Below are 22,823 nucleotides of genomic sequence, written 5' to 3'. Positions count from 1 at the left end.
CGAGATGGCCAGAAACCGGCACTCCTCCGTCGAAGGCGCCTCCCGCCGTCGATCCGCCCCCGCGATCGACGCACGCTATCAACCCCATTGCCGACAGTGCTTTCGAACATATCGCAAAATAACGATATAAGATTCGTTCATCGACGATACCCGTTGCCTGATCGACACGCCCAGCCTTTCCATGCCGACCGAACTCGACATCGACGCGATCCTGAAAGCGCTCTCGAACCCCGTGCGCCGGGAGATCCTCGTCTGGCTGAAAACGCCCGGCGAGCATTTTCCGCAACAGACGCTGCCGTACGAACACGGCGTCTGCGCGGGCCAGATCGACGCGCGCTGCGGGCTGTCGCAGTCGACCGTGTCCGCCCACCTCGCCACGCTGCAGCGCGCGGGGCTCGTGACGTCGACGCGGATCGGCCAATGGGCGTTCTTCCAGCGCAACGAGGCCGTCATCGACGCATTTCTCGACGCTCTGCGCCGCGAACTCTAGCCAACGGCCGAACCGGCCATGCGGGGGCGCCGTCGCACACGACGCGGCGGCTTTCCCGCCTTTCGTAAGAGGTTATCTGCCATGCCCACGTTGTTCGATCCCGTTACCCTCGGCGAGCTGACCCTGCCGAACCGCATCGTGATGGCGCCGCTCACCCGCTCCCGTGCGGGCGCGGCGCGCGTGCCGAACGCGCTGATGGCGCGCTACTACGCCGAGCGCGCGTCGGCCGGCCTGATCATTACCGAAGCGACGTCGGTCACGCCGCAAGGCGTCGGCTATGCCGACACGCCCGGCATCTGGTCCGACGAGCAGGTCGAAGGCTGGAAGCAGATCACGCAGGCCGTGCACGCGGCTGGCGGGCGCATCGTGCTGCAGCTCTGGCACGTCGGCCGGATCTCCGATCCGATGTTCCTGAACGGCGATCTGCCGGTCGCGCCGAGCGCGATCGCCGCGGGCGGCCACGTGAGCCTCGTGCGTCCGCAGCGCCCGTACGTGACGCCGCGCGCGCTCGAACTCGACGAAATTCCGGGCATCGTCGCCGCGTACCGCAAGGGCGCCGAAAATGCGAAGGCAGCCGGCTTCGACGGCGTGGAGATTCACGGCGCGAACGGCTACCTGCTCGACCAGTTCCTGCAGGACAGCACCAATCGCCGCACCGATGCATACGGCGGCCCGATCGAGAATCGCGCCCGCCTGCTGCTCGAAGTGGTCGACGCGGCGATCGACGTGTGGGGCGCCGGCCGGGTCGGCGTGCACCTCGCACCGCGCGGCGACGCGCATACGATGGGCGACTCCGATCCGGCGGCAACGTTCGGCTATGTCGCGCGCGAACTCGGCCGCCGCAGGATCGCGTTCATCTTCACGCGCGAATCGTATTCGGGCGACGAGTTGAGCCCGCGCCTGAAGGAGGCGTTCGGCGGCCCGCTGATCGCGAACGAGCAGTTCACGCTCGATACCGCGCAGGCCGCGCTCGCGAACGGCAGCGCCGATGCGATCGCCTGGGGCAAGCTGTTCATCGCGAACCCGGACCTGCCGCGCCGCCTCGAAATCGGTGCGCCGCTCAACACGCCGGTGCCGGAGACGTTCTACGCGGAAGGCGAAACGGGCTACACCGACTACCCGGCGCTGAGCGACGCGGCCTGACGGCAGAACGGTGCGGGTTCAGGCGTGCACGTCGGCGCGCATGAACACGCGCCGCGTTTCGTCGAGACCGAGCGCGACGTGGTGCGCGCGGATCGCGCGCAGCGCGTCGTCGAGCGCTGCATCGTCGACGATCCGGAAACCGAGGCGCGCGTAGTAAGGCGCATTCCACGGCGCGTCGCGGAACGTCGACAGCACCACCTGCGCGACGCGCTCCCGCGCCGCGCGCGCCATCACCTGTTCGATGAGACGTGCGCCGATCCGCTGCCCGGCATGCGATGGCGCGACGTCCAGTTCCTCCAGATACAGCCGCTGCGCATCGAGCAGCCGGTAAAACGCGAATCCGACGCACGTGCCTTGCGGATCGACCGCGACATACGCGCGACCGTCGTCGATCCGCACGCGCACGGCGGCCGCATCGGTCGGCTCGCCGTCGGCGATATCGGCCATGCCGATCGCGCGAAACCGCTGCGCGGCGGCGACTTCCACGGCGGCCATCGCGGCCGCGTCTTCCCGCGTGGCAGGGCGAATCAGGATCGATGCAGGCATGACGGCAATTCAGGCAGACAGTCTGGAACGGCCGTCACTATAATCGAAACTTCAGACGTTTCGAACGCCTACCCAGGAGGCTTGCCATGACGTTGTCCGCCCTCGCCGTCTTCGCCTTCGCGTTGCTCGTCACCGCCGGCACGCCCGGCCCGAGCGTTGCCGCGCTCGTTGCACGCGTGCTGACGAACGGCGTGCGCGACGTGCTGCCGTTCCTCGCCGCGATGTGGCTCGGCGAAGCGCTGTGGCTCACGCTCGCGGTCGCGGGGCTGTCCGCGTTCGTGCGCACGTTCGCGACGGGCCTGATCGTGCTCAAGCTGCTCGGCGTCGCGTACCTGCTGTTCTTTGCGTGGAAAATGTGGACCGCGCCCACGTCGGCGGGCACGGACGAGCTGCCGACCGGCCAGTCGCCGTGGCGCATGTTCGTGGCCGGTATGCTGGTCACGCTCGGCAACCCGAAGATCATGCTGTTCTATCTTGCACTGCTGCCGACGATCGTCGATCTGACGCATGTCGGTGTCGTCGCGTGGGCCGAGCTCGTCGGCACGATGTTCGCCATCCTGATTCTCGCCGACTGCTTCTGGTCGCTGCTCGCTTCGCGTGCGCGTGCGTTGCTCACGTCGGCACGCGCAAAGCGGATCGCGAACCGCACGAGCGCGACCGCGATGGCCGGCGCGGCGGTGGCGATCGCGACGCGGTAAGCCGCCGTCGGGCGCGCAGCGCGGTTCCCTTCTTCGTCGCCTCGGGAATCGACATGAAAACCTGGCTATCGGCTGTCCTGCTCTGCCTGTGCGCCACGGTTGCGCACGCGGCCGGTGTCGAGTTCGTCCGGATCCCCCGCCGATGCAACCGGCCCCGAGTTGCGTGCGAAGCAGATCCGTGCTGGCGACCTGCCGAAGGCGCCGCTGACGCACGATCCGCGCATCAAGGCCTACGTGCTCGCCGATCCGTTCGACATGTTTCCGACCGTCGACATGCTGAAGGACGTGCATGCGCCGATCCAGCTGTGGGCGTCCGTGGGCGTCCGCATCGGGCGGCGGCGGTGTCGAGCCGCAAACGGTCTCCGAAGTGGCTGCCCTGCTGCCGCAACGGCCAGAATTCCACGTCGTGCCGCATTCCGCCCATTTCGCGTTTCTGTCGCCGTGTTCCGAACGGCTCGCACGCAGCGCACCCGAGATCTGCACCGACGCAAAGGGATTCGATCGCGCCACATTCCACGAAACGCTCGACGCCAAGGCACTCGCGTTCTTCAACGCGAATCTTCGCTAACTAGCAGCGAAACGCCTTGCGCCAGCCGCCCTGCCCAGGCGCGCGATCGTTGCATTCGATCAGCGCACGCACCAGCGCCCAGTCGCCGTCGTCGCAGAAATCGAGCAGCACCGCGCCGTACGGGCCGCGCTGCTCGCGCAAGCGCTCGGCCAGTCGCGCATGAATCCCCTGCACCCGGCCATCGCCGAATGCGACTACCGACGGATTCGCCCCCATCCCCGTTCCGCTGCAGAAACTGAGCGCCCAGCGGCCGCTGTCCGGCAGCGGCAGGTGCGTCAGCAGCGCGTCGATCGCGCGCCACTTCCATGCGATCGACGCTGCCACCGGTACGCGATATTCGTCCTGGATCACGAATGCGCCGTCCGGATGATCGATCGTAAACGTCGCGTTGTCGGACCACGCGGTCAAGTCGATACCGAGCGGCCGGCCGCTGCGAAAGCGCCGCAACAGCACGACCGCGCCGCGCACGTCGCCGAGCGTCGGCAGCGTGCCGCCGGCATGCCAGCGCAGCCGCGGATGCCGCGCGCGATGCGCGTCGAACGTCGCATCGAAACCGCGCGTGCACGCATGCGCCGGCCACTCGTCCTTCACCGACATCACGATGCATTCGCGAGGATGCGCATCGAGAAAGCGCGTACAGGTTGCCAGCACGTCGTCGAACGTCATGCCGAGCGCGATGCCGCCGTGATGGATGTCGAACGCGTCGCGCACGTGCCGGCAGCGGATGTCGAGCAGCCGCACGCCATGCGCGAGCTGCGCGTCGAGCGGCGCACGCTGCGTGCGCACCAGCGGATCGTCGACCGTATACGCACAGGTGTCATGGCTGCCCGGTAGGGTCAGCGTATGCAGCAGCCGCGCGTCGTCGAGCGCCGACATCCAGTCGGCAGGCAGCATGCACGTATCGTGGCGCGAAGGAATCATGAATCGATGAATGACAAGGAAAGAAAACCGTGGGTGACGGCATCGGATGTCGCGGCGCGGGCCGGCGTGTCGCGCTCCGCGGTGTCGCGCGCGTTCTCGCCGACGGCAAGCATCGCACCTCAAACGCGCGAACGGGTGATGGTCGCCGCGCGTGCGCTGGGCTACCAGGTCAACCTGATCGCGCGCGACATGATCACGCAGCGCAGCAGCATGATCGGCGTCGTGACGGCCGGGTTCGAGAACCCGTTCCGCGCGCGGCTGCTGTCGGACCTGATGGCCGCGCTCGGACAGCGCGCGCTCACGCCGCTCGTGACCAATGCGGAAGATCCGCGCCAGGTCCGGCAATCGCTCGAACGACTGCTCAGCTACCGGATCGCGGGCCTCGTGATGACGTCCGCATCGCCGCCGCTGTCGGTCGCGCAGCAGTATCTCGAACACCGGATTCCGGTCGTGATGATCAACCGCGAAGCGAATCTGCCGGGCGCGGACGTGATCGTCAGCGACAACGCGGCGGGCGCCGTCCACGCCGCGCAGCGGCTCGTGCGGGCCGGCGCGCGCCGGCTCGCGTTCGTCGGGCCGCGCAGCGCGAGCTACAGCGCGCGATCGCGCGCTGCGGCGTTCGAACAGGCGATCGGGCAACGCGACGCGTTCGACGCGACGCTCGTACGCGTGCTCGACACGCCGTCCGACACCCACGCCAGCGGCATCGACGCCGCACGGCAACTGTTCGCGGCCGGCGAGCGGCCCGACGGCGTGTTCTGCTCGTCCGACCTGCTCGCGCTCGGCGTGATCGACGTCGCGCGCCGCGAATTCGGCTTGCGCGTGCCGGACGACCTTCGCGTGATCGGCTTCGACGACATCCCCGCCGCCGCATACGATGCGTATGGGCTGACGACGCTGCGGCAGGACACGCACGGCCTCGCGCACGCGGCGATCGACCTGCTCGCCGACCGGATGCAGACGTTCGACGGCCCGTCGCGCACGTGCGTCGTACCGGTCACGCAGGTGGTGCGGGACAGTTGCGCGTGACGGCGCGGGACCGGGCGCGGCCACGCCGCGCGTCACTTCAACCCGCCCGCGAACCCGCGCAACAGGTAGCGCTGCACGTAGCCGGCCACGGCGAGCGTGGGCAGCGACGCCATCAGCCCCGCGCTCATCAGGTCGCCCCAGTCGATGCCGTTCTCCGTCACGTAGCCGGCAATCGCGAGCGGCAGCGTGAAGCGGCTCGGCGTCGACACGAACAGCAGCGCGATCAGGAATTCGTTCCAGGCCGCGATGAACACGAAGATCGCGGTCGCGATCAGCCCCGGCGCGCACAGCGGCAATACGATCTGCACAAGCCGCCGGGCGAGCCCCGCGCCATCGATGCACGCCGCTTCCTCGTATTCGACCGGAACGTCGCGCACGAACGCGAGCAGCATCCAGATCGCCATCGGCAACGCGTAGATCTGGTACGCGAGCGTCAGGCCGAGCGTCGAATCGAGCAGGTGCAGCCGCTTCGCGAGCGCGAACAGCGGCACCGCGATCGTGATCGGCGGCATCAGCTTCAACGCCAGCACGAGCACCAGAAACAGCAGATCGAGCCGCGCCGGAAATCGCAGCCGCACGAGTGCATACGCGGCCGGAAACGCGAGCGCCAGCGCGAGCAGCGTCGTGCCGAAGCCGACCAGCAGCGAATTGGCGAGCGGCGCGCCGATGCCGTTGGACCACACCGACGCAAAATGCTCGACGGTCGGCGCGGCCGGCCAGATCCGCAACGGATGATCGAGGCGTTCGAGGGTCGGCATGAAGGCCGCGCCGGCCATCCACAGGCACGGCAGCAGCAACAGCGCGAGTGCGACGATGCGCAGCGCCCACGGCACCGCGTGACCGAATACGGCGCCCGTCCGTGCGCACGAGATGCCCGCCGATTGCGTCGTCATGCGCGCCGCTTGCGAACCGTCTGCCATACGTACCCCGAGACCAGCAGCGCGGACGCCGCGAGCATCAGCACCGACGCGGCACTCGCCGGACCGACGTTGAAGAAGCGGAAGCCCGTGTCGTAGATATAGGTCGACAGCGTCTGCGTCGCATTGCCGGGGCCGCCGCCCGTCAGTGCATAGACCTTGTCGAACAGCTTGAACGTGTCGATCGAGCGCAGCAGCAGCGCAAGGCCGATCTGCGGCGCCGCGAGCGGCAGCGTGATGTCGCGCAGGCACTGCCACTCGCTCGCGCCGTCGGTGCGTGCGGCTTCGTACAGTTCCTGCGGAATCGACTGCAGCCCGGCCAGCACGATCAGGAACGCCATCGGCGTCCACTGCCACACGTCGACGAGTGCGAGCGACCACAGCGCAAGGTGCGGATCGGACAGCCAGCGCACGCCGTCGATGCCGAACGCCGCGAGCAGCGCGTTGAGGAAACCGTCGAAGTTCAGCCAGTTGCGCCAGATCGCCGAGCACACGAGCGTGGACAGCATCATCGGCAGGATCGCGAGCGGCAGCGCGATGCGCCGCCCCGGAAACGCACGCACGAACAGCAATGCGAGACCGAAACCGAGCACGACTTCGGCGAGCGACGCGACGAGCGTGAAGCGCAGCGTATTGCCGAAGCCTGCCGTAAACGCATCGTCGCCGAGCACCGCGCGATAGTTCGCGAGCCCCGCGAACGCGCGGCGGCCGGCCGAGTAATCGACCCGGCAGAACGAGTCGATCAGCACCTGCGCGACCGGATACAGCGCAAGCGCGGCGAGCACCAGCAGCGCCGGCCCGAGCAGCGCGACGAACGGCAGGCCGCGGCCGAACGCTTTCATGCGGAACGCCCGGCCAGCGGATCGACGGGCGCGCTCACTTGCCGGCCGCGGCCGTCGCCTGCGCGATCTTCTGCTGCGCCTGGCGCAGTGCGGCATCGGGCGCTGCCTGCCCCGTCAACGCGAGCTGCAACTGATCGCCGAGAATGCTCTCGACCTGCTGCCAGTCCTTCACGCGCGGCCGTGCGCGGCCAGCCTCGAGCGCCTTCAGTTGATCGGGATACCAGCGGTACTGGCGCACCAGCGCCGGATCGTTGAAGACGCTGCGGCGCGTCGGCGGAATGCCGATGCCGGCGAGGCGCGTCTGCGTATCGCGCGCGCTCAGGTAAGCGAGGAAGTCCTGCGCGAGCTTCGCGTGCGGCGCGTCCTTCGGAATGCCCATCTGCCAGATGCCGAGCATCGGCGCCGGGCCTGCGGTCTGCCCCGGCGGCGGCTGCAGCGCGATCTGCCCGACCACGCGCGACTGCTTCGGATCGTCGAGCGCCGGCACCCACGCCGGCCATACCTCGATCGACTGCGCGGCCGTGCCGCGCTGCAATGCATCGCGCACTTCGGCCGCGCCGTACACGTCGACGTCCTTCGGCGCAAACGCCTTCAGCGCGAGGAACGTCTTCAGTGCAGCCTGCGCTTCGCGCGAATCGATCGTCACGTTGCCGGCATGGTCGAACACGTCGCCGCCGTACGCCCACAGGATCGGCAGGAACCCCGTGACGACCGGGTTGCCTTTCGTGCCGCGGAACACGACGCCCGACACGCTCTTGTCCGCGCCACCGACGGTCTGTGCGATCTTCAGCACGTCGTCCCAGTTGCGCGGCGGCTGCAGCTTGTACTTCGCGAGCAGATCCTTGCGGTACGCGAACATCTCGACGTTGCCGACGATCGGCAGCGCGTACAGCGCACCGGCCGCATTGCGGCCGAGCGCGACGGCGGACGGCACGAGATCGGCGTCCGCAAGCGACGCGGGCAGCGGCTTCAGCCAGCCGTTGCCGATGAATTCGGGCGCCCACGTGTCGTCCATCATCACGAGGTCGTAGGCGCCCGTGCCTTCGCGCATCGACAGCTTGAGCTTCTGGTACAGGTTCGCGTTCGGCAGCTTGAGCAGTTCGATCTCGGTGCCCGGATGCAGCTTGTTGAAGCCGGCGACGGCGTCGGTCAGCCCTTTGCCGTAGATGTCGTCGCGGCCCGCGATGACGAGATCGGCGGCCACGGCGTGCATGGCGGCGAAGGACAGCGCAAGGGCGACGGACAGCGCGCGCAGGCGGCTCGGCAAGGTCATGAGGTCTCTCTCGTTCGGCGTGGTGGCGGGACGGCCAGGCGTTGCACACGTGTGCAACGCGGGGGACGCGGCTGGCTGCCTGATGCGAACGCCATTGTTCACGCCGATCGTTAAGAATTTATGGCACGCGTCGAATGCCGGTGCGCGGCATTTGCCGTCGTACCGCTCGCGCCGGCCGTATCGATCGTGCCGTGACGCGACGACGGCCCGGAGGTCAGCCAGGCACGCCATGCGCGCCCGGCCGGCCACCTCATGCCCGCAGCAGCAGCCGTCAGAAGTTCACGCGAATCCCGGCCAGCACCGCCAGTTGCCGGCTCGAATTGCTGTTCGCGAGCACCGGAATCTGCGCATAGTTCGCCGCGTTGCCGTTCGCGTCGGTGCCGAGCCCCGTGCCGCTCGCGATTTGCCCGATCGCGACCGCATACAACGCCGTGCGCTTCGACAGGCTGTAGTTCGTGCCGAGGTTGATCTGGTGGAACCGCGTCGTACCGCGCCCGTCCGTATGCGCGGCGTTGAAGATGTACGCGACGCCGCCTTGCAGCGCCGGCGTGAACATGTACGTGACGTTCAGCTCGCCGACGTCGAACGTGAACGCCTGCGTGCGCGGCTGCGCGGCGGTCGAGAAATAGCGGCTGTCGCCCAGGCGCGTATGCGTGTAGGTCAGCGCGACCGTCGCCGCGCCGAACGTGAGCGATCCACCCGCGCCGAACGCGCGCATCGAGCCGGCATCCTGCAGCAGGCAATACATCGCGCCCGGGTTGCCGCACGCGAAATCGCCGATATAGCCGCTCGCGCCGCCGAGCGCCGCGTCGAGCGGCTGATGCAGGTCGAGATAGCCGACCGAGAACGCCACCGGCGCACGGGTGTACGTCGCGGCCACCGCATAGCCGCGCTTCGCGGAAAAATCGCCGGCCTGCCCACCGAAGCTGAACGTGCCGCCGAACGTGAGCCCGTTGAAATCGGCGCTGGTGAATTTCACCGCGTTGTTGAAGTTGAATGCGGCATTCAGGTTGTCGAAGTCGCCGAGATGCGAGCCGTACGGCGTCGCCCAGTTGTTGCTCGACACGTACGCGCCGAGCATGTCGGTGTACGAGTCGTATTGCCGGCCGAGGCCGAGCGTGCCGATCCCGTCCTGGCGCAGCCCGACCCATGCCTGCCGGCTGAATGCGGTGCCGCCCTGCAGCGCCTGCCCGCTCGCCGACAGGAACTGCTGCTCGAGCGTAAATACCGCATCGAGGCCGCCGCCGAGCGGCTCGGCGCCCTGGAAGCCGAAGCGGGACGGCACGAGGTTGCCGCCGCCCATCTGCCACGCATGGCCGCCGCCCGTGCTGCCGTCGGCGCGCGTGAACTGCTGGTTGGTCGAATAGATGATGCCGGTGTCCACGGTGCCGTACAGCGTCACGCTCCCCGAGGTCTGCGCGTGCGCGTGCACGCAACCCAGCATGACCGCGGCCGCGGCCAGTCGTCGTCCGTTCTTCATGTCCCGCCCCTCCATGTTCATCGATTTGCACTGCGAACCGATGGTGTTGTCGATATGGGTGGCAGGACTTTATCCAGCGAAAATTCCGGACCCCTATCCCAAATCAGCAAACGGTGACGAGGACGGGCGACGCACGACGGCGCCGTCGCGGCAGGAGGACGTCACTCGGGCCGCAAGGTTTGCGACGGCAACTCGCCGAACAGGTCGCGATACTCGCGCGCGAAATAGCCGAGATGCGTGAAGCCCCAGCTCGCGGCGGCTTCGCCGACGCCGAGCTGCTGCACCGGCGTCGTGCGCAGCAGGCGACGCACCGCGTTCAGCCGGATCGTGCGCAGGTAGCCGACCGGCGTGACGTCCGCCACGCGCTGAAAGCTCGTTTGCAGCGTGCGGCGGCTGCAGCGCAGCGCGCGGCACAGTTCGAGCACGGTGACGGGTTCTTCGGGCCGCTCGCGCAGATGCTTCTCGCAGCGGCTCACGATATCGCTGTAGGTGGCGTGCGTGATGTCGCGGCGCTCGACGCCGATGCCCTGTTCGAGTGCATCGAGAAACATGCCGAGCATCGCGTCGCGAAACATCTTGCGGGTGGCCGCATATTCGAGGCAGCCCGGGTTGCGCTGGGCATCGTCGATCAGCGCCGACAGCCGCATGCCGAGCGCGACGCCCTGCGCATCGGACAGCCGCGTCACGTGCCGCAGCCTGCGCGCAGCAGCCGCACCGAATTCGGCTTCGCACAGCTCGTCGACCATGTCGGACGCCGCGCTGATCCCGACGAGCCCCATCCCTTCCGGCGTGTGGAATTCGAAATCCTCGCCGGCGCGCAGCGCGAGCAGCGCATAGCCGTCGACCGGCTGCCCCTGGAACGTACCCGCGAGCGGCACGGACAGCGGCACCGCGAGCGACGTGCGCCCGAGCGGCGCGAGCCCCGTTTGCGCGACACGCCGGTTGGTCGTCTCGCGGAAGAAGTGGAAATCGTCGTACAGCACCTGCGTGACGGTGCCCTTGAAGCGGCCCGGCGTCATCTGACGATAGACCTGATGCCAGCCCGCGATCGCGAGCCCGTGATCGTGCACGTCTTCGTGTGAGCGTGACTGGAACAGCATCGGCGTCTCCGGTAAAACCCTGGGGTGCTGGACGCGGCCGCCGGGTTCGCGCGGCACGCATCGCCATAGCTTACCCTCGCAAAATCCTGCGTAGTACGGTTTCGAACGCGAGACAGGCCGCCGATAGCGCCGCGGCCTGCTCGTCGATCAGCCTGACATAGCGGCGAAACGACGGCATCCGGTTCACGACCTCGCTGCCGCCGAACGGCACGATCGCGAGCGTCCAGCGGCCGTCGCGCGCGTCGATCGCGCAGTCGGTCAGGTGCAGCGGCCGCAGCGCGTCGGCCAGCGCCGGCTCGGCGATCAATGCGGCCAGCGTGTCGACGAAGCGCGGGTCGCATCCGGGCGCGGGCGCCGCCTCGATGCCGGTTCGACGCAGCCAGCCGGTCTGCCGCACGCGCGCGCTGCCCCGCGCGGCCGGGCCGTCGGCGGCCGCCGTCACCTTCACGCCGACCGTATGCATCAGGAACTGGCGCTCGACGCGCTCGTCGATGCTCACGCGCACGCCGTTCGACAGCCGCGCCGTGACACCACCGCCGGTATCGCGCACGGCCCGCAGATCGGCGAGCACGCGCGCGGCGATCGCGCCGGGGCGGTGACCGGGCGGCGGCGCATCGGGCGCCGCGCGCCACCGGGCAAGCACGGCCTTCACGGCGCGACGTGCTCGTTGCGCAGCACGTCCTCGACCGGCACCGGCTTGAACGGATGCCGGCGCTGCACGACGAGCGTCCAGAACAGCGCGTACAGCGCGGTGAGCCCCAGCATCGCGCCGAACGGCACGTAGATGTCGCGCGGGTTCATCCCGGGCGGCGTGATGTACCAGATCGCAAGCACGATACCGACGCTCGACACGATCTGCGGCAGCGGGAACAGCGGCGAACGGTACGGCCGCGGCAGGTCCGGGCGGCGGATACGCAGCATCACGACCGATGCGGTGACGAGCAGGTACGCGGTGCCCCACGCGCAGGTCGCGGCAAGCACGAGATGCAGGATGCTGTCGAGATTGCCGTTGATCAGCCACGCATGGAAGATCGGCACGACCGCCGACGCGACGATGCCGACTACCGGCGTCTTGAAACGCGGATGCAGGTACGCGAAGCAGCGCGGCAGCGCGCCGTCGATCGCCATCCCGTACAGAATGCGCGGCAGCCCGGCCATCAGCGTGTTGATCGTCGCGGCGCCCGCGCACAGGAACGCGATGCCGAACCACACGCGGCCGAATGGCCCGAGCACCTGCAGCGCGAAAGCGGGAATCGCGCCCGGCGTGTCGAGCAGGTGTGTGAGGCCGTCGGGGCTCACCGGCACGTTCGCGACCTGGCGGCGGATCGCCGCGCCGTACAGGAACATGCAGATCGCGACGCCGACGAGGCCGAGCGCCATCGCGCGCGGGATCGTGCGGCCCGGCGCCTTCATTTCCGGCGCGAGCGGCGTGACGAACTCGCAGCCGACGAACATGAACATCGCCATCCCGACCAGCGACAGCACGGCCGGGATCGACGTGCCGACGGCCGAGCCGCCGAACCAGCCGTCGAGATGCACGGCCGGCGCGGCCGCAAGCCCGAGGATCCCGAAGATCATCAGCGACAGCCACATGCCGGCCGTCAGCACGATCTCGAGCTTGCTGAATACCTTGATGCCGACGATGTTGGTGATCGCGAACGTGACCACGAGGCCGACGCCGACGAGCCATGAACTGTTGTGCTTCTCGAACGCGGCGTTCAGCGACTCGAAGTTCACGAGCGCCATGATGCCGCTCAGGATCGTCTCCGCCGTGCCGGCGAACACGTGCACGAGGAAATACGCGGAAATCGTGCCGGTGATCGCCCAGAAGCGGCCCAGCCCGCACGACAGGTAATCGTAAACCGAGCCGGCCGTCGGCAGCATCGCGGCGGCTTCGGAGAACGTGGTCGCCTGCGCCTGCATCATCACGAACGCAACGATCATCGCGACCGCGAACGCCCAGCCGCCCATCCCGAAGCCCGACGTCGCGGTGAGGATCACCGGGCTCGCCATGATGAGGCCGACGGCGCTCGCCAGCGCGGTCGGGAAACCGACCGCACCGGCCTTCAATGCGGCGCCGCCGCCCGCTTCAGCCGGCAAGCCGGCGGACGTATCGCCCGCGGCGCCGGTCATTCCCGACCATCCCGACATCGTTGTCTCCTTCGTTGGTTGGCCCGAGCCGGCGCTTCATCGGCGGCCGGGGCCGGATGCTCTGCGGTCGGCCCCGGGCGGTGCTTCAGCCCGACGAGACCCGGGGCCCTTGTCGATCACGGCGTGATCCGATGTCGAAAAAATACGCAGGCAAAATAATCCGGTCATAGCGCAAATCGGCAAACCCGCGATGGCGTTTACCCTCCGCCGCGGGTTTGCCTTCATGCGGTCACGCCGTCATGCGAACGGTACGGCCTCGAAGCCGGCCGCGAGCGCATCGACGATCCGGTCGAGCTGTTCGCGCTGGATCACGAGCGGCGGCGACAGGATGATCTTCGTGCCGACCGGACGCACCAGCACGCCGTTTTCGCGCGCGACTTCCGCGACCGCGTTCGCATAGCCCGACAACGGATCGATCGGCTCGCGCGTGTCCTTGTTCGCGACGAGATCGAGTGCGAGCATCAGCCCCTTGCCGCGCGCTTCGCCAACCGCCGCGAAGCGCTCCGCGAACGGCTGCAGCGCTTCGAGCAGGTACGCGCCCTGCTTCGCCGCGTTCGCCGGCAGGTCTTCCTTCACGACGATGTCGAGGCTCGCGATCGCGGCCGCGCATGCAACCGGGTGGCCGGCGTACGTGTAACCGTGCATGATCGCCCCGCCGAAATCGGCATTCGCGGCGAACGCATCCTCGATCCGCGCGTTCACGACCGTCGCGCCGAGCGGCACGTAGCCCGACGAAATCCCCTTCGCGAGACACATGATGTCCGGGCGCACCCCCCAGCCGCGGCTGCCGAACAGGCTGCCGCTGCGGCCGAAGCCCGTCACGACTTCGTCGGCGATCAGCAGCACGCCGTAGCGGTCGCACACCTCGCGCACCAGCGGCCAGTAATTGGCCGGCGGCACGATCACGCCGCCCGCACCCTGGATCGGCTCCGCGATGAACGCGGCGACGGTGTCCGGGCTCTGGAACTGGATCTCGCGCTCGAGCATTTCCGCGCAGATCCGGCCGAGTTCGTCCGGGTCCTGCGTGAACGGGTTGCGGTACGGCCACGGCGTCTCGACGTGGAAGCAGCCGGGCAGGTTCGGTTCGTAGTTGCGGCGGAACACCGTGTTGCCGTTCACCGACGCGCCGCCGAAATGCGTGCCGTGATAGCCCTGCTTCAGCGAGATGAACTTCGTGCGATCGGCCTGGCCGCGCACCTTCCAGTACTGGCGGGCGATCTTCAGCGCGGTCTCGATCGAATCGGAGCCGCCCGAGCTGTACAGCACGCGGCGCATCCCTTCCGGTTCGAGCATGTCGATCAGCTTCTTCGACAGCTCCTCGGCGCGCGGATGCGAAATACCGTCGAACAGCTGGAAGTATTCGAGCTCGTCGAGCTGACGCACGATCGCGTCCTTCACTTCCTGGCGGTTGTGGCCGACGTTCACGTTCCACAGGCCCGCGACGCCGTCGACGAGCTTGCGCCCCTCCTCGTCGAACACGTAGCAGCCGTCGCCGCGCACGATGCGGATCGGCTTGCGCTGTTTCATTTCGTTCGGGTGCAGCATCGGGTGCCAGAACTTCGCTTCGTTGTAGCTCATTGCAGTCTCCATGGTCGGATCGGTTGAATCGGTTCGTTCGGATTCGTTCGGGTTCGAGCGCCGCGCGTCAGTGCGCGATGCAGACGGATTTGGTTTCGGTGAAGCCTTCGATCGCGTACTGGCCGAATTCGCGGCCGATGCCCGATTGCTTGTAGCCGCCGAACGGCATCGACGGATCGAGCGGGATATGGCAGTTCACCCACACGGTGCCGGCCTCGATCTGCGGCACCAGGTTCATCACGCGTTTCAGGTCGTTGCTCCAGATGCTCGCGGCGAGGCCGTACGGCGACGCGTTCGCGAGGCGCACCGCGTCGGCCGCGTCGTCGAACGGCACGACGACGATCACCGGGCCGAATACCTCGTCGCGCACGATCGCGCTGTCCGGATGCGGATCGGCAATCACGGCCGGCTTCACGTAATAGCCGGGCAGATCGTCGGCCGGCGTGCCTCCCGCGAGGAACGTGAGGCCCGCGCGGCGCGCGCCTTCGATGTGCTCGACGACCTTGTCGCGATGGTGCGCGGAGACCAGCGGGTTGATCTGCGCGGTGGTGTCGAGGCCCGCGCCGAGCTTCATCGACCGCGCGACGCCCGCGAGGCCCTCCGCGAGCGGCGCGAACTTGCTGCGATGCACGTAGATGCGCGACGCGGCCGCGCATACCTGCCCCTGGTTGAAGAACGCGCCGGCGGCCACGCCGTCGAGCGCCTGCGCGACGTCGACGTCGTCGAGCATCACGATCGGGTTCTTGCCGCCGAGTTCGAGCGAGAAGCGCGTCATGTTCTGCACGGCCGCCGCGCCGACCAGCTTGCCGGTCGCGGTCGACCCCGTGAACGAGATCTTCGCGATCGACGGATGGCTCGCGAGCGCCGCACCGCAGACGCGTCCACCCGTGACCACGTTGAACACACCGGGCGGCACGCCGGCGTCGAGCGCGAGTTCGGCCAGGCGCAGCGCGGTGAGCGGCGTTTCCGGCGACGGCTTCAGCACGATCGTGCAGCCGGCCGCGAGCGCGGGAATCAGCTTCCACACCGCGATCATCAGCGGGAAATTCCACGGCACGATCGCGGCGACCACGCCCACGGGCTCCTTGCGCGTATAGGCCGTATAGCGTGCGCCGGGCGGGAACGGGATCGACACGTCGAGCGTCTGGCCGGTGATCTTGGTCGCCCAGCCGGCCATGTAGCGCACGTATTCGACGCTCGCGCCGACCTCGATCGCGCGCGACACGTGAATCGACTTGCCCTGGTTCAGCGTTTCGAGCTGCGCGAGCGTTTCGGCGTCGGCTTCGATCAGGTCTGCGAGTTTCAGCAGGATGCGTTCGCGGTCGGCCGGCCGCAGCCCGCTCCACACACGCGCGTCGAATGCGTGTTTCGCGCTGGCGACCGCGCGGTCGACGTCGTGTGCGTCCGCATCGGCGACGGTCGCGAGCCGCTCGCCCGTGGCCGGGTCGTACACGTCGAGCCGCGCGGCCGCGTGCGCGGGCTGCATTGCACCGTCGATGAAGAGGCCGAAATCGCGCGCGACGAAAGTGCGCACGGTGTCGCTGACGGCGACGAAGTTCGTGTTGCTCATGGGCGTCTCGTTGATGGTCGTGGCTGGGTCGCGTGCCGGTGCGGCACGCGGGCGTCGAACCACTGTATCGACGGGGAATCGCGCCCGGTGAGCGCAAATTGGCAGCGCGTGGGACGCCGGGAGGGGCGGGTTCGACCCCTGCGGCGACGCACGGGCGGAGCGAAGCCGTAACCCGGCTCGATATCGCCGCGGGCAGGGGCTGCCCGCGCGCGGAACGATTACAGGAACAGCGCCCCGACCAACTCGGTGCGGTTCGATACGCCGAGCTTGCGGTACATGCGCATCAGGTGTGTCTTGATCGTCGGTTGGCCGAGCGCGAGATCGCGTGCGATCTCCTTGTTCGAGCGGCCGTCGCGCACGAGCCGCGCGATCTGCTCCTCGCGGTAGGTCAGGCGTTCTTCGCAGCCGATCCGGTGGATGCCGCGCCGCGCCCGCAGCAGCGGACTCAACGCGGCTTCGGCGACCGGCTGCAGCCGCGCGAGCGCGTCGATCTCGCCCGGTGCGAACCGTCCGGCGGTGCCGTTGCCGTTCGCGCCGCCGATCCCGAAACGCAGCAACGAGAACGCACCTACCGTCCGGCCCGCGTCGCGCAGCCAGATCTCGACGACGTCGGCCACGTCGTGGCGCCGCAGGAAACGGGTCCAGTACGCGGATGCATCGCGCCGCTCGTCGGGCAGTTGGGACGCGAGCGTGACGACCGCGCGTTCGCCCGCCGCGCAGCGCGACGGATGGAGCGGATCGAGCATCCGGTAGCGGGCGACGTAGGTGCGATGCATCGATTCCGGCATCCCGAACAGCTCGAAATCGGCCGGCTCGCCGCTCCGGTCGAGCCGGTAGAACACGATCGCCGACGGGCTCGCGAATGCGTCGAACGCATCCACGCACGCGCGCAGCGCGCGTTGCCAGTCGGCGCGGGCGTGGTCGGCGGAAACGGACAAGATGGGCATGGGAAATCGGCCGGCAGGCGAACGCATCGAATCTCGACGGTCGGGCCAGCCTACCGGCGCCGAAAAGCGCCGGTGAGCACAAATCGGCAAATCGTCCCGGCCCGGCCGCGGCGGCCGGTTCAACCGGGACGATATCGGCGCGCGACGGTGCGCGCGCGCCGTTTCAGCGTGCGTTCGCGGCGAACGTGTCGCAGGCGCTCACCTCGCCCGACTCCATCCCGCGCCGCAGCCAGTACACGCGCTGCTCGCTGGTGCCGTGCGTGAAGCTTTCGGGCACGACGTAGCCCTGCCCTTGCTGCTGCAGCCGGTCGTCGCCGATCGCCGCGGCGGCCTTCAGCCCCTGCTCGAAATCGCCCGGCTCCATCAGCCGCTGGTTCGCGCGCTGCGCGTTGTTCGCCCACACGCCGGCAAAGCAGTCGGCCTGCAGCTCCATGCGCACCGACAGCGCATTCGCGCGCGCCTGGCTCGACCGCCGGCGCGCGGCGTCGACCTTGTCGGCGATGCCGAGCAGGTTCTGCACGTGATGGCCGACTTCGTGCGCGATCACATAGGCCTGCGCGAAATCGCCGCCCGCGCCGAAACGCTTGCGCAGCTCGTCGTAGAAACCGAGATCGATATACACGTTGCGGTCGCCCGGGCAGTAGAACGGCCCCATCGCGGTCTGGCCGGTGCCGCACGCGGTCGGCGTCGAGTTCGTGAACATCACGAGCTTCGGCGGTTCGTACTGCGCGTGCAGTTGCGTGTTGAACACGCCCGTCCACGTGCGTTCGATATTGCCGAGCACCTTGCGCGTGAACACCGCGCCGGGATCGTTGGCCGGTGCGCCCTGGTGCTGGGTCGGCGCGGGCTGCGCCTGCTGCTGGCGGCCCTGCAGCGCCGACGCGCCTTCGAGCACGACGCGCGGGTCGATGCCGAAGAAATACGATGCGGCGAGCGCAACCACGATCGTGCCGATGCCGATCGTCGCGCGCCCGCCGCCGAACCCGCCGGCGCCGCGTCGATCCTCGACGTTGACGCTTTCTCTTTCGTCGTCCAGCCTCATTGCCGGCCCCTCCCTGTTCTTTTGTCGATGGTCCGGCCGCGCCAGCGCGCAACCGGGCGATACGCCGTGGCGGCACGAGCCGTCGGCGGACGCGATACCTGTGCCGCGGACGCCCGCTCGCGCCGATTCCGCCTGCCGCCCGATTCGTACGACGGAACCGGCCGGCCGACGCGCCGCGCGCCACTGCGCGCGCACGCCCGCGCTATTTTGCCGGGCTTTCGCGGCTTATCGCAAAAATGTGGAGGATAGAGCGATTCGGCGGCGAACATCGTCAGCCTTTGCAAAATGCGCGACGGCCGCCGCGCCCGGCCGTCCGGACAGCCCGCATTCATCCTTTCGGCGGATACCGGGGCGCGCCCGCGCCGCATAAAGTGGCCGGACCGCCCCTTTTCCGGAGAACAACATGACGCAACCGCCCGCCCGCACGATCGCGATCACCGGCGCAGGCACCGGCATCGGCGCCGCGTGCGCGCGCCGCTTCGCCCATCGCGGCGACCGCGTCGTGCTGATCGGGCGCCGCCAGGCCCCCCTCGACGCGCTGGCTGCCGAAACGGGCGGCCTCGCGCTCGCGGGCGACGCCGCCGGCACCGCCGACTGGGCCGGCTTCCTGCCGCGCATCGCCGAGCGCTTCGGCCGCGTCGATGCGCTCGTCGCATGCGCAGGCGGCCACGGTGTCGGCCGTGCGGACGAAACCGACGACGCGCAGTGGCGCGACGCGATGCGCGCGAACCTCGACACCGCATTCGTCAGCGCGCGCGCGTGCCTGCCCGACCTGATCGCGCAGCGCGGCAATATCGTGCTGGTCGCGTCGATCGCGGCGCTCGCGGCCGGGCCGGGCGTATGCGGCTACACGGTCGGCAAGCACGCGCTGCTCGGGCTGGCGCGATCGCTCGCACGCGACTACGGCCCGCACGGCGTGCGGGCGAACGCCGTCTGCCCCGGTTGGGTCCGCACGCCGATGGCCGATGCGGAAATGGCACCGCTGATGGCCGCGCACGGCGATTCGCTCGACGAGGCGTACGCCCGCGTCAGCGCCGACGTGCCGCTGCGGCGCGCGGCCGAACCCGACGAGATCGCGGCCGTCTGCGCATTCCTGGCGTCGCCGGACGCATCGTTCGTGACCGGCGCGACGCTCGTCGCGGACGGGGGCGCGACGAGCGTCGACGTGCCGACGCTCGCGTTCGACCGGCTTTGACGCCACCGGAAGGCGTCGCACGCGCCGGCCCGCGCCCGAATCCATTAACATCGTCCGGATCCGCCGCCTGGCGCGGCACCGCCTCACCGTTCGGAATGCGATGAACATCCGGTTTCTGGAAACCTTCGTCTGGCTCGCGAAGCTAGAAAACTTCCGGCTCACGGCCGAGAAACTGCACACGACGCAGGCCGCCGTGTCGAGCCGCATCGCATCGCTCGAGGAGGCGTTCGACGTGCGCCTGTTCGACCGCAACACGCGCTCGGCCACGCTCACTCCCGCGGGCCGGCGCATGCTGGCCTACGCGGAGCGGATCGTGCGGCTCGACGGCGAAATGCGGCGCGACATCGACGCGGCGAGCGATGCGGGCCTGATCCGGATCGGCGTGATCGAATCGATCGTGCACAGCTGGTTCCCCGCGCTGATGGCGCAACTGCGCGAGCGCTATCCGCGCCTCGACGTCGAGATCACCAGCGACACGACGCTGCATCTGATCCGCCTGCTCAGCACCGACGGCGTCGACCTGATTCTGCAGACCGACCCGATGCCGGGGCCGGACTTCACGAACCTGCCGCTGTGCGAATTCCCGGTGCGCTGGGCCGCGAGCCCGCGCCTCGGGCTCGGCGGCCAGCCGCTCGACGTCGCGCGCTTGGCCGGGTTTCCGATCATCAGCTTCTCGCGCCACTCGGGGCCGCACGCGACGATCGAGCGGCTGTTCGCAGCCGTCGAACGGCCGGCCAGCATCAACTGCATCACGTCGGTCGCCGCGATGATCCGCCTCGTCGCGGACGGCTTCGGCGTGGCCGCGCTGCCGCCCGCGATCATCGGGCGCGAACTGCACGAAGGCACGCTCGAACTGCTCGACGTCGAGCCCGAGTTCCCGGCGCTGCCGCTCGTCGCGACGTACCGCAGCCAGGGGCTGCCGGTCGCCGCGCGCATCGCGGAACTCGCGAGCGAAGTCGCGCGCCCGACGGCGGCCGCCGCGAACCTCGCGAAGCCGGCCGCCCCCGATCGCGTCGACGCAGCGCCCACGCGCAAGGCAACCGGGACGAAGACGAACACGTCGGCGAAAACGAAGCGCACGGCGAAGGCCGCATCGCCTGCCACACCCGCCGCGAAACGCCGCCCGCGCCGCTCATAAGAAAACCTGTTCACCGCGAATTTGTTTTCTTGTTGGACGGGCGCGGCCCGCCTTCGGGACACTGAGGTTCCTGACACCCCGTCACGAGGCCCCCCGCGATGACCCGCCTTTCCCTTCCGCACGGCCAGCTTTGCGTCTGGACGGATATCGACCCCACGCACGAAGCCGATTTCAACGCGTGGTACGACCGCGAGCACATGCAGGAGCGTGTCGCGATTCCCGGCTTCACGCATGCGCGACGGTTTCGGGCGACCGACGGCGGCCCGCGCCGATACCTCGCGCTGTACGTGACGGACGCGCTCGACGTATTCCGCGGCGACGCGTACCGGCGCGCGTTCACGCAGCAGACCGCGTGGTCGCTGGCGAACTTCGAGCGCATGACGGGCACGCAGCGGCGCGTCGGCGAGCTGACGATCGAGGCCGGTGACGGCGAAGGCGCGCATCTCGCGCTGTTCGTGTTGCCGCCGGACCGCATCGACGTGCCGCACCTGCGCGAGCGCTTCGACGCCGCGCTGCACGAACCGGGCATCCACGCCGCGCGGCTCTTCCGCACGTCGCCGGACCTGTCCGCGCCGATCGGCGCCGCGGCGGCCGCCCGCCCGGCCGCCGATGCGCTCGTGCTGATCGAAGGCAGCAACGCGGCGGCCACGCGTCGCGTGGCGGCGACGCTCGCCGGGCACGACGACGTGCGCACCTTCGACCTGCTGTGGCGCGCCGCCGCGCCGCTGCCTGCCCGGCGACGCGACACCGAAGCCGACGCGGCCGCCGCTGCCGCCCTGCCTGCCTGAACGCTCGACGCCGACGCCCACGCCGGCCCCGCGCTTCATCCCGTCATCCGTCACGACCTGCCCGATACCATGAGCACTCTCGTCCAGCCCGCCGCCCACGCGCCCCGCCGTGTCCGCAACAGCCGACTCGCGACCGCGAGCATGATCGGCACGTCGCTCGAGTGGTACGACTTCACGATCTACAACACGCTCGCCGCGCTCGTTTTCAACCATCTGTTCTTTCCGTCGGTCGATCCGCTGGCCGGCACGATCCTCGCGTTCTCGACCTATGCGGTCGGCTACGTGTCGCGTCCGCTCGGCGGCTTCGTGTTCGGCAACCTCGGCGACCGCATCGGCCGCCGCGCGGTGCTGATGCTCACGCTCGTGCTGATGGGCGTGACGACCGCGCTGATGGGCGCGCTGCCGACCTACGCGCAGGCCGGCATCCTGAGCCCGATCCTGCTCGTCGCGCTGCGTTTCGTGCAGGGCGTCGCGCTCGGCGGCGAATGGGCCGGCGCGGTGCTGCTCTCGGTCGAGCACGGCGACCAGAAACGGCGCGGGCTGTCCGCCTCGTGGACGCAGATCGGCCCGTCGTTCGGCACGCTGCTCGGCACCGGCTGCATCGCGCTCGTCACGCTGTCCACCACGTCCGACACGTTCCTGTCGTGGGGCTGGCGCCTGCCGTTCGCGGCCAGCGCACTGCTGGTCGTGTTCGGATTCTGGCTGCGGCGCGGCGTCGACGAAACGCCGCAGTTCGAGCAGCTCGCCGAATCGCACGCGACCGCCGACGTGCCCGTCGCCGACGTGCTGAAGTACCACTGGAAGCGCCTGCTGATCGCGGGCGGCTCGCGGATCGGCTCGGACGTGCTGTATGCGCTGATCGTCGTGTTCACGCTGACCTACGTGACGACCGTGCTGCACCTGTCACGCCCCGTCGCGCTGACGGCCGTGATGATCGGCACGGCCTGCAACGCGCTCGCGGTGCCGTTCTTCGGTGCGCTGTCGGACCGCTTCGGCCGCCGGCCCGTGTATCTCGCCGGCGCGCTCGCCGGCATCGTGTGGGCGTTCGCGTTCTTCGCGCTGCTCGATTCGGCGCGCCCCGCGGCGATCGTCGCGGCCGTCGCGATCGGCCTCGTGATCCATGCAGTGATGTACGGCCCGCAAGGCGCGTTCGTGACCGAACAGTTCCCGACGCGCGTGCGTTATGCCGGCGCGTCGCTCGCGTACACGCTCGCCGGCATCGTCGGCGGCGGCTTCGCGCCGCTCGTGATCGCCACGTTGTTCCGGCAGACGGGCACGACGACGGCCGTGTCGCTGTACGTCGCCGCCGCGCTCGTCGTCACGTCGCTCGCACTCGTCGCCGCGCGCGAGACCGCGCACCGGCCGCTCGAGGATTGAGCGCAGCCGTCCCCCCCCCGATTCGTTCCT

The 22,823-nt window shown here is 69.1% G+C and carries 22 protein-coding genes; 9 read left to right on the top strand and 13 right to left on the bottom strand.

The window, feature by feature from the left end; all coding sequences use genetic code 11:
• The first annotated feature begins 181 nt into the window (after positions 1–181).
• Together WT24_RS16410 and WT24_RS16405 are read left to right on the top strand one after the other, a co-directional pair.
• Positions 182–490 (top strand): helix-turn-helix transcriptional regulator, encoded by a 309-nt coding sequence (locus WT24_RS16410; RefSeq protein ID WP_011547377.1) that lies wholly within the window; start codon positions 182–184, stop codon positions 488–490.
• An 81-nt stretch (positions 491–571) separates the two neighbouring features.
• Positions 572–1,633 (top strand): alkene reductase, encoded by a 1,062-nt coding sequence (locus WT24_RS16405; RefSeq protein WP_059502729.1) that lies wholly within the window; start codon positions 572–574, stop codon positions 1,631–1,633.
• 18 nt (positions 1,634–1,651) lie between these two features.
• Here the strand turns inward: WT24_RS16405 and WT24_RS16400 are convergent, their stop codons facing one another.
• Complete coding sequence (locus tag WT24_RS16400) at positions 1,652–2,179, bottom strand: GNAT family N-acetyltransferase (protein WP_060034862.1); 528 nt, start codon at positions 2,177–2,179, stop codon at positions 1,652–1,654.
• Positions 2,180–2,265: 86 nt separating this feature from the next.
• Here WT24_RS16400 and WT24_RS16395 point away from each other — a divergent pair, with 86 nt between their 5' ends.
• Together WT24_RS16395 and WT24_RS16390 are read left to right on the top strand one after the other, a co-directional pair.
• Complete coding sequence (locus WT24_RS16395; protein ID WP_060034858.1) at positions 2,266–2,877, top strand: LysE family translocator; 612 nt, start codon at positions 2,266–2,268, stop codon at positions 2,875–2,877.
• 289 nt (positions 2,878–3,166) lie between these two features.
• Positions 3,167–3,445 (top strand): hypothetical protein, encoded by a 279-nt coding sequence (locus WT24_RS16390; RefSeq protein ID WP_257127500.1) that lies wholly within the window; start codon positions 3,167–3,169, stop codon positions 3,443–3,445.
• Here the strand turns inward: WT24_RS16390 and WT24_RS16385 are convergent, their stop codons facing one another.
• Positions 3,446–4,366, bottom strand: coding sequence for a phosphatidylinositol-specific phospholipase C (locus tag WT24_RS16385; protein ID WP_156441820.1), 921 nt, complete (start codon positions 4,364–4,366; stop codon positions 3,446–3,448). It lies immediately after the preceding gene.
• A gap of 6 nt (positions 4,367–4,372) precedes the next feature.
• On the opposite strand from WT24_RS16385, the gene WT24_RS16380 reads away from it, so the two are divergent.
• Complete coding sequence (locus WT24_RS16380) at positions 4,373–5,395, top strand: LacI family DNA-binding transcriptional regulator (RefSeq protein WP_059789115.1); 1,023 nt, start codon at positions 4,373–4,375, stop codon at positions 5,393–5,395.
• Positions 5,396–5,427: 32 nt separating this feature from the next.
• Here WT24_RS16380 and WT24_RS16375 read toward each other — a convergent pair whose 3' ends face one another.
• The 11 genes from WT24_RS16375 to WT24_RS16325 all read right to left on the bottom strand — a co-directional run bounded on the left by WT24_RS16375 (position 5,428) and on the right by WT24_RS16325 (position 18,295).
• On the bottom strand, positions 5,428–6,288 hold the full coding sequence (locus WT24_RS16375) for a carbohydrate ABC transporter permease (protein ID WP_060034855.1): 861 nt from the start codon (positions 6,286–6,288) through the stop codon (positions 5,428–5,430).
• Positions 6,285–7,154 carry a carbohydrate ABC transporter permease gene (locus WT24_RS16370; protein WP_059502720.1) on the bottom strand — a complete coding sequence of 290 codons (870 nt, stop codon included), beginning with the start codon at positions 7,152–7,154 and terminating at the stop codon, positions 6,285–6,287. Before WT24_RS16370 ends, WT24_RS16375 begins: the two co-directional genes overlap by 4 nt.
• A gap of 34 nt (positions 7,155–7,188) precedes the next feature.
• On the bottom strand, positions 7,189–8,427 hold the full coding sequence (locus WT24_RS16365) for an ABC transporter substrate-binding protein (protein ID WP_059823113.1): 1,239 nt from the start codon (positions 8,425–8,427) through the stop codon (positions 7,189–7,191).
• Between the two features lie 271 nt (positions 8,428–8,698).
• Entirely contained in the window at positions 8,699–9,907 is a 1,209-nt protein-coding gene (locus WT24_RS16360; RefSeq protein WP_060034853.1) for a porin, read from the bottom strand.
• Between the two features lie 161 nt (positions 9,908–10,068).
• Entirely contained in the window at positions 10,069–11,007 is a 939-nt protein-coding gene (locus WT24_RS16355) for a helix-turn-helix domain-containing protein (RefSeq protein ID WP_034204494.1), read from the bottom strand.
• A 70-nt stretch (positions 11,008–11,077) separates the two neighbouring features.
• Entirely contained in the window at positions 11,078–11,659 is a 582-nt protein-coding gene (locus WT24_RS16350; RefSeq protein WP_060034851.1) for a DUF3156 family protein, read from the bottom strand.
• Positions 11,656–13,158, bottom strand: coding sequence for an APC family permease (locus WT24_RS16345; protein ID WP_059502712.1), 1,503 nt, complete (start codon positions 13,156–13,158; stop codon positions 11,656–11,658). The genes WT24_RS16350 and WT24_RS16345 overlap by 4 nt, the downstream gene beginning before the upstream one ends.
• A 237-nt stretch (positions 13,159–13,395) precedes the next feature.
• Positions 13,396–14,736: an aspartate aminotransferase family protein gene (locus WT24_RS16340; protein WP_059502710.1), complete on the bottom strand. Its 1,341-nt coding sequence runs from the start codon at positions 14,734–14,736 to the stop codon at positions 13,396–13,398.
• Between the two features lie 67 nt (positions 14,737–14,803).
• Positions 14,804–16,306, bottom strand: a complete 1,503-nt coding sequence (locus WT24_RS16335; protein WP_060034848.1) for an aldehyde dehydrogenase family protein — start codon at positions 16,304–16,306, stop codon at positions 14,804–14,806.
• 218 nt (positions 16,307–16,524) lie between these two features.
• Positions 16,525–17,253: a LuxR C-terminal-related transcriptional regulator gene (locus tag WT24_RS16330; RefSeq protein WP_060034845.1), complete on the bottom strand. Its 729-nt coding sequence runs from the start codon at positions 17,251–17,253 to the stop codon at positions 16,525–16,527.
• Positions 17,254–17,416: 163 nt separating this feature from the next.
• The gene (locus WT24_RS16325; RefSeq protein WP_059502704.1) at positions 17,417–18,295 is read right to left on the bottom strand and encodes a neutral zinc metallopeptidase; all 879 of its coding nucleotides are present in this window, start codon (positions 18,293–18,295) and stop codon (positions 17,417–17,419) included.
• Between the two features lie 403 nt (positions 18,296–18,698).
• On the opposite strand from WT24_RS16325, the gene WT24_RS16320 reads away from it, so the two are divergent.
• The 4 genes from WT24_RS16320 to WT24_RS16305 all read left to right on the top strand — a co-directional run bounded on the left by WT24_RS16320 (position 18,699) and on the right by WT24_RS16305 (position 22,793).
• On the top strand, positions 18,699–19,490 hold the full coding sequence (locus tag WT24_RS16320) for an SDR family NAD(P)-dependent oxidoreductase (protein ID WP_060034843.1): 792 nt from the start codon (positions 18,699–18,701) through the stop codon (positions 19,488–19,490).
• A 100-nt stretch (positions 19,491–19,590) separates the two neighbouring features.
• Complete coding sequence (locus tag WT24_RS16315; protein ID WP_060034840.1) at positions 19,591–20,628, top strand: LysR family transcriptional regulator; 1,038 nt, start codon at positions 19,591–19,593, stop codon at positions 20,626–20,628.
• A 98-nt stretch (positions 20,629–20,726) separates the two neighbouring features.
• On the top strand, positions 20,727–21,416 hold the full coding sequence (locus tag WT24_RS16310; RefSeq protein WP_060034837.1) for a DUF4286 family protein: 690 nt from the start codon (positions 20,727–20,729) through the stop codon (positions 21,414–21,416).
• Positions 21,417–21,485: 69 nt separating this feature from the next.
• Positions 21,486–22,793 (top strand): MFS transporter, encoded by a 1,308-nt coding sequence (locus tag WT24_RS16305; RefSeq protein ID WP_373557238.1) that lies wholly within the window; start codon positions 21,486–21,488, stop codon positions 22,791–22,793.
• Positions 22,794–22,823: the final 30 nt, after the last annotated feature.

The sequence above is a fragment of the Burkholderia sp. MSMB1078WGS genome (assembly GCF_001528895.1).
GTDB lineage: Bacteria > Pseudomonadota > Gammaproteobacteria > Burkholderiales > Burkholderiaceae > Burkholderia.
This window is presented reverse-complemented; position numbering and strand designations above follow the sequence as displayed.

What these genes read in the sequence shown, in the direction of transcription:
- WT24_RS16330 (WP_060034845.1), bottom strand. Translation starts at nt 17,253, where the DNA reads ATGCCCATCTTGTCCGTTTCCGCCGACCACGCCCGCGCCGACTGGCAA.
- WT24_RS16345 (WP_059502712.1), bottom strand. Translation starts at nt 13,158, where the DNA reads ATGTCGGGATGGTCGGGAATGACCGGCGCCGCGGGCGATACGTCCGCC.
- WT24_RS16360 (WP_060034853.1), bottom strand. Translation starts at nt 9,907, where the DNA reads ATGAAGAACGGACGACGACTGGCCGCGGCCGCGGTCATGCTGGGTTGC.
- WT24_RS16335 (WP_060034848.1), bottom strand. Translation starts at nt 16,306, where the DNA reads ATGAGCAACACGAACTTCGTCGCCGTCAGCGACACCGTGCGCACTTTC.
- WT24_RS16355 (WP_034204494.1), bottom strand. Translation starts at nt 11,007, where the DNA reads ATGCTGTTCCAGTCACGCTCACACGAAGACGTGCACGATCACGGGCTC.
- WT24_RS16365 (WP_059823113.1), bottom strand. Translation starts at nt 8,427, where the DNA reads ATGACCTTGCCGAGCCGCCTGCGCGCGCTGTCCGTCGCCCTTGCGCTG.
- WT24_RS16325 (WP_059502704.1), bottom strand. Translation starts at nt 18,295, where the DNA reads ATGAGGCTGGACGACGAAAGAGAAAGCGTCAACGTCGAGGATCGACGC.
- WT24_RS16380 (WP_059789115.1), top strand. Translation starts at nt 4,373, where the DNA reads ATGAATGACAAGGAAAGAAAACCGTGGGTGACGGCATCGGATGTCGCG.
- WT24_RS16320 (WP_060034843.1), top strand. Translation starts at nt 18,699, where the DNA reads ATGACGCAACCGCCCGCCCGCACGATCGCGATCACCGGCGCAGGCACC.
- WT24_RS16400 (WP_060034862.1), bottom strand. Translation starts at nt 2,179, where the DNA reads ATGCCTGCATCGATCCTGATTCGCCCTGCCACGCGGGAAGACGCGGCC.
- WT24_RS16385 (WP_156441820.1), bottom strand. Translation starts at nt 4,366, where the DNA reads ATGATTCCTTCGCGCCACGATACGTGCATGCTGCCTGCCGACTGGATG.
- WT24_RS16390 (WP_257127500.1), top strand. Translation starts at nt 3,167, where the DNA reads ATGCGCCGATCCAGCTGTGGGCGTCCGTGGGCGTCCGCATCGGGCGGC.
- WT24_RS16375 (WP_060034855.1), bottom strand. Translation starts at nt 6,288, where the DNA reads ATGACGACGCAATCGGCGGGCATCTCGTGCGCACGGACGGGCGCCGTA.
- WT24_RS16395 (WP_060034858.1), top strand. Translation starts at nt 2,266, where the DNA reads ATGACGTTGTCCGCCCTCGCCGTCTTCGCCTTCGCGTTGCTCGTCACC.
- WT24_RS16340 (WP_059502710.1), bottom strand. Translation starts at nt 14,736, where the DNA reads ATGAGCTACAACGAAGCGAAGTTCTGGCACCCGATGCTGCACCCGAAC.
- WT24_RS16315 (WP_060034840.1), top strand. Translation starts at nt 19,591, where the DNA reads ATGAACATCCGGTTTCTGGAAACCTTCGTCTGGCTCGCGAAGCTAGAA.
- WT24_RS16310 (WP_060034837.1), top strand. Translation starts at nt 20,727, where the DNA reads ATGACCCGCCTTTCCCTTCCGCACGGCCAGCTTTGCGTCTGGACGGAT.
- WT24_RS16405 (WP_059502729.1), top strand. Translation starts at nt 572, where the DNA reads ATGCCCACGTTGTTCGATCCCGTTACCCTCGGCGAGCTGACCCTGCCG.
- WT24_RS16410 (WP_011547377.1), top strand. Translation starts at nt 182, where the DNA reads ATGCCGACCGAACTCGACATCGACGCGATCCTGAAAGCGCTCTCGAAC.
- WT24_RS16370 (WP_059502720.1), bottom strand. Translation starts at nt 7,154, where the DNA reads ATGAAAGCGTTCGGCCGCGGCCTGCCGTTCGTCGCGCTGCTCGGGCCG.
- WT24_RS16305 (WP_373557238.1), top strand. Translation starts at nt 21,486, where the DNA reads ATGAGCACTCTCGTCCAGCCCGCCGCCCACGCGCCCCGCCGTGTCCGC.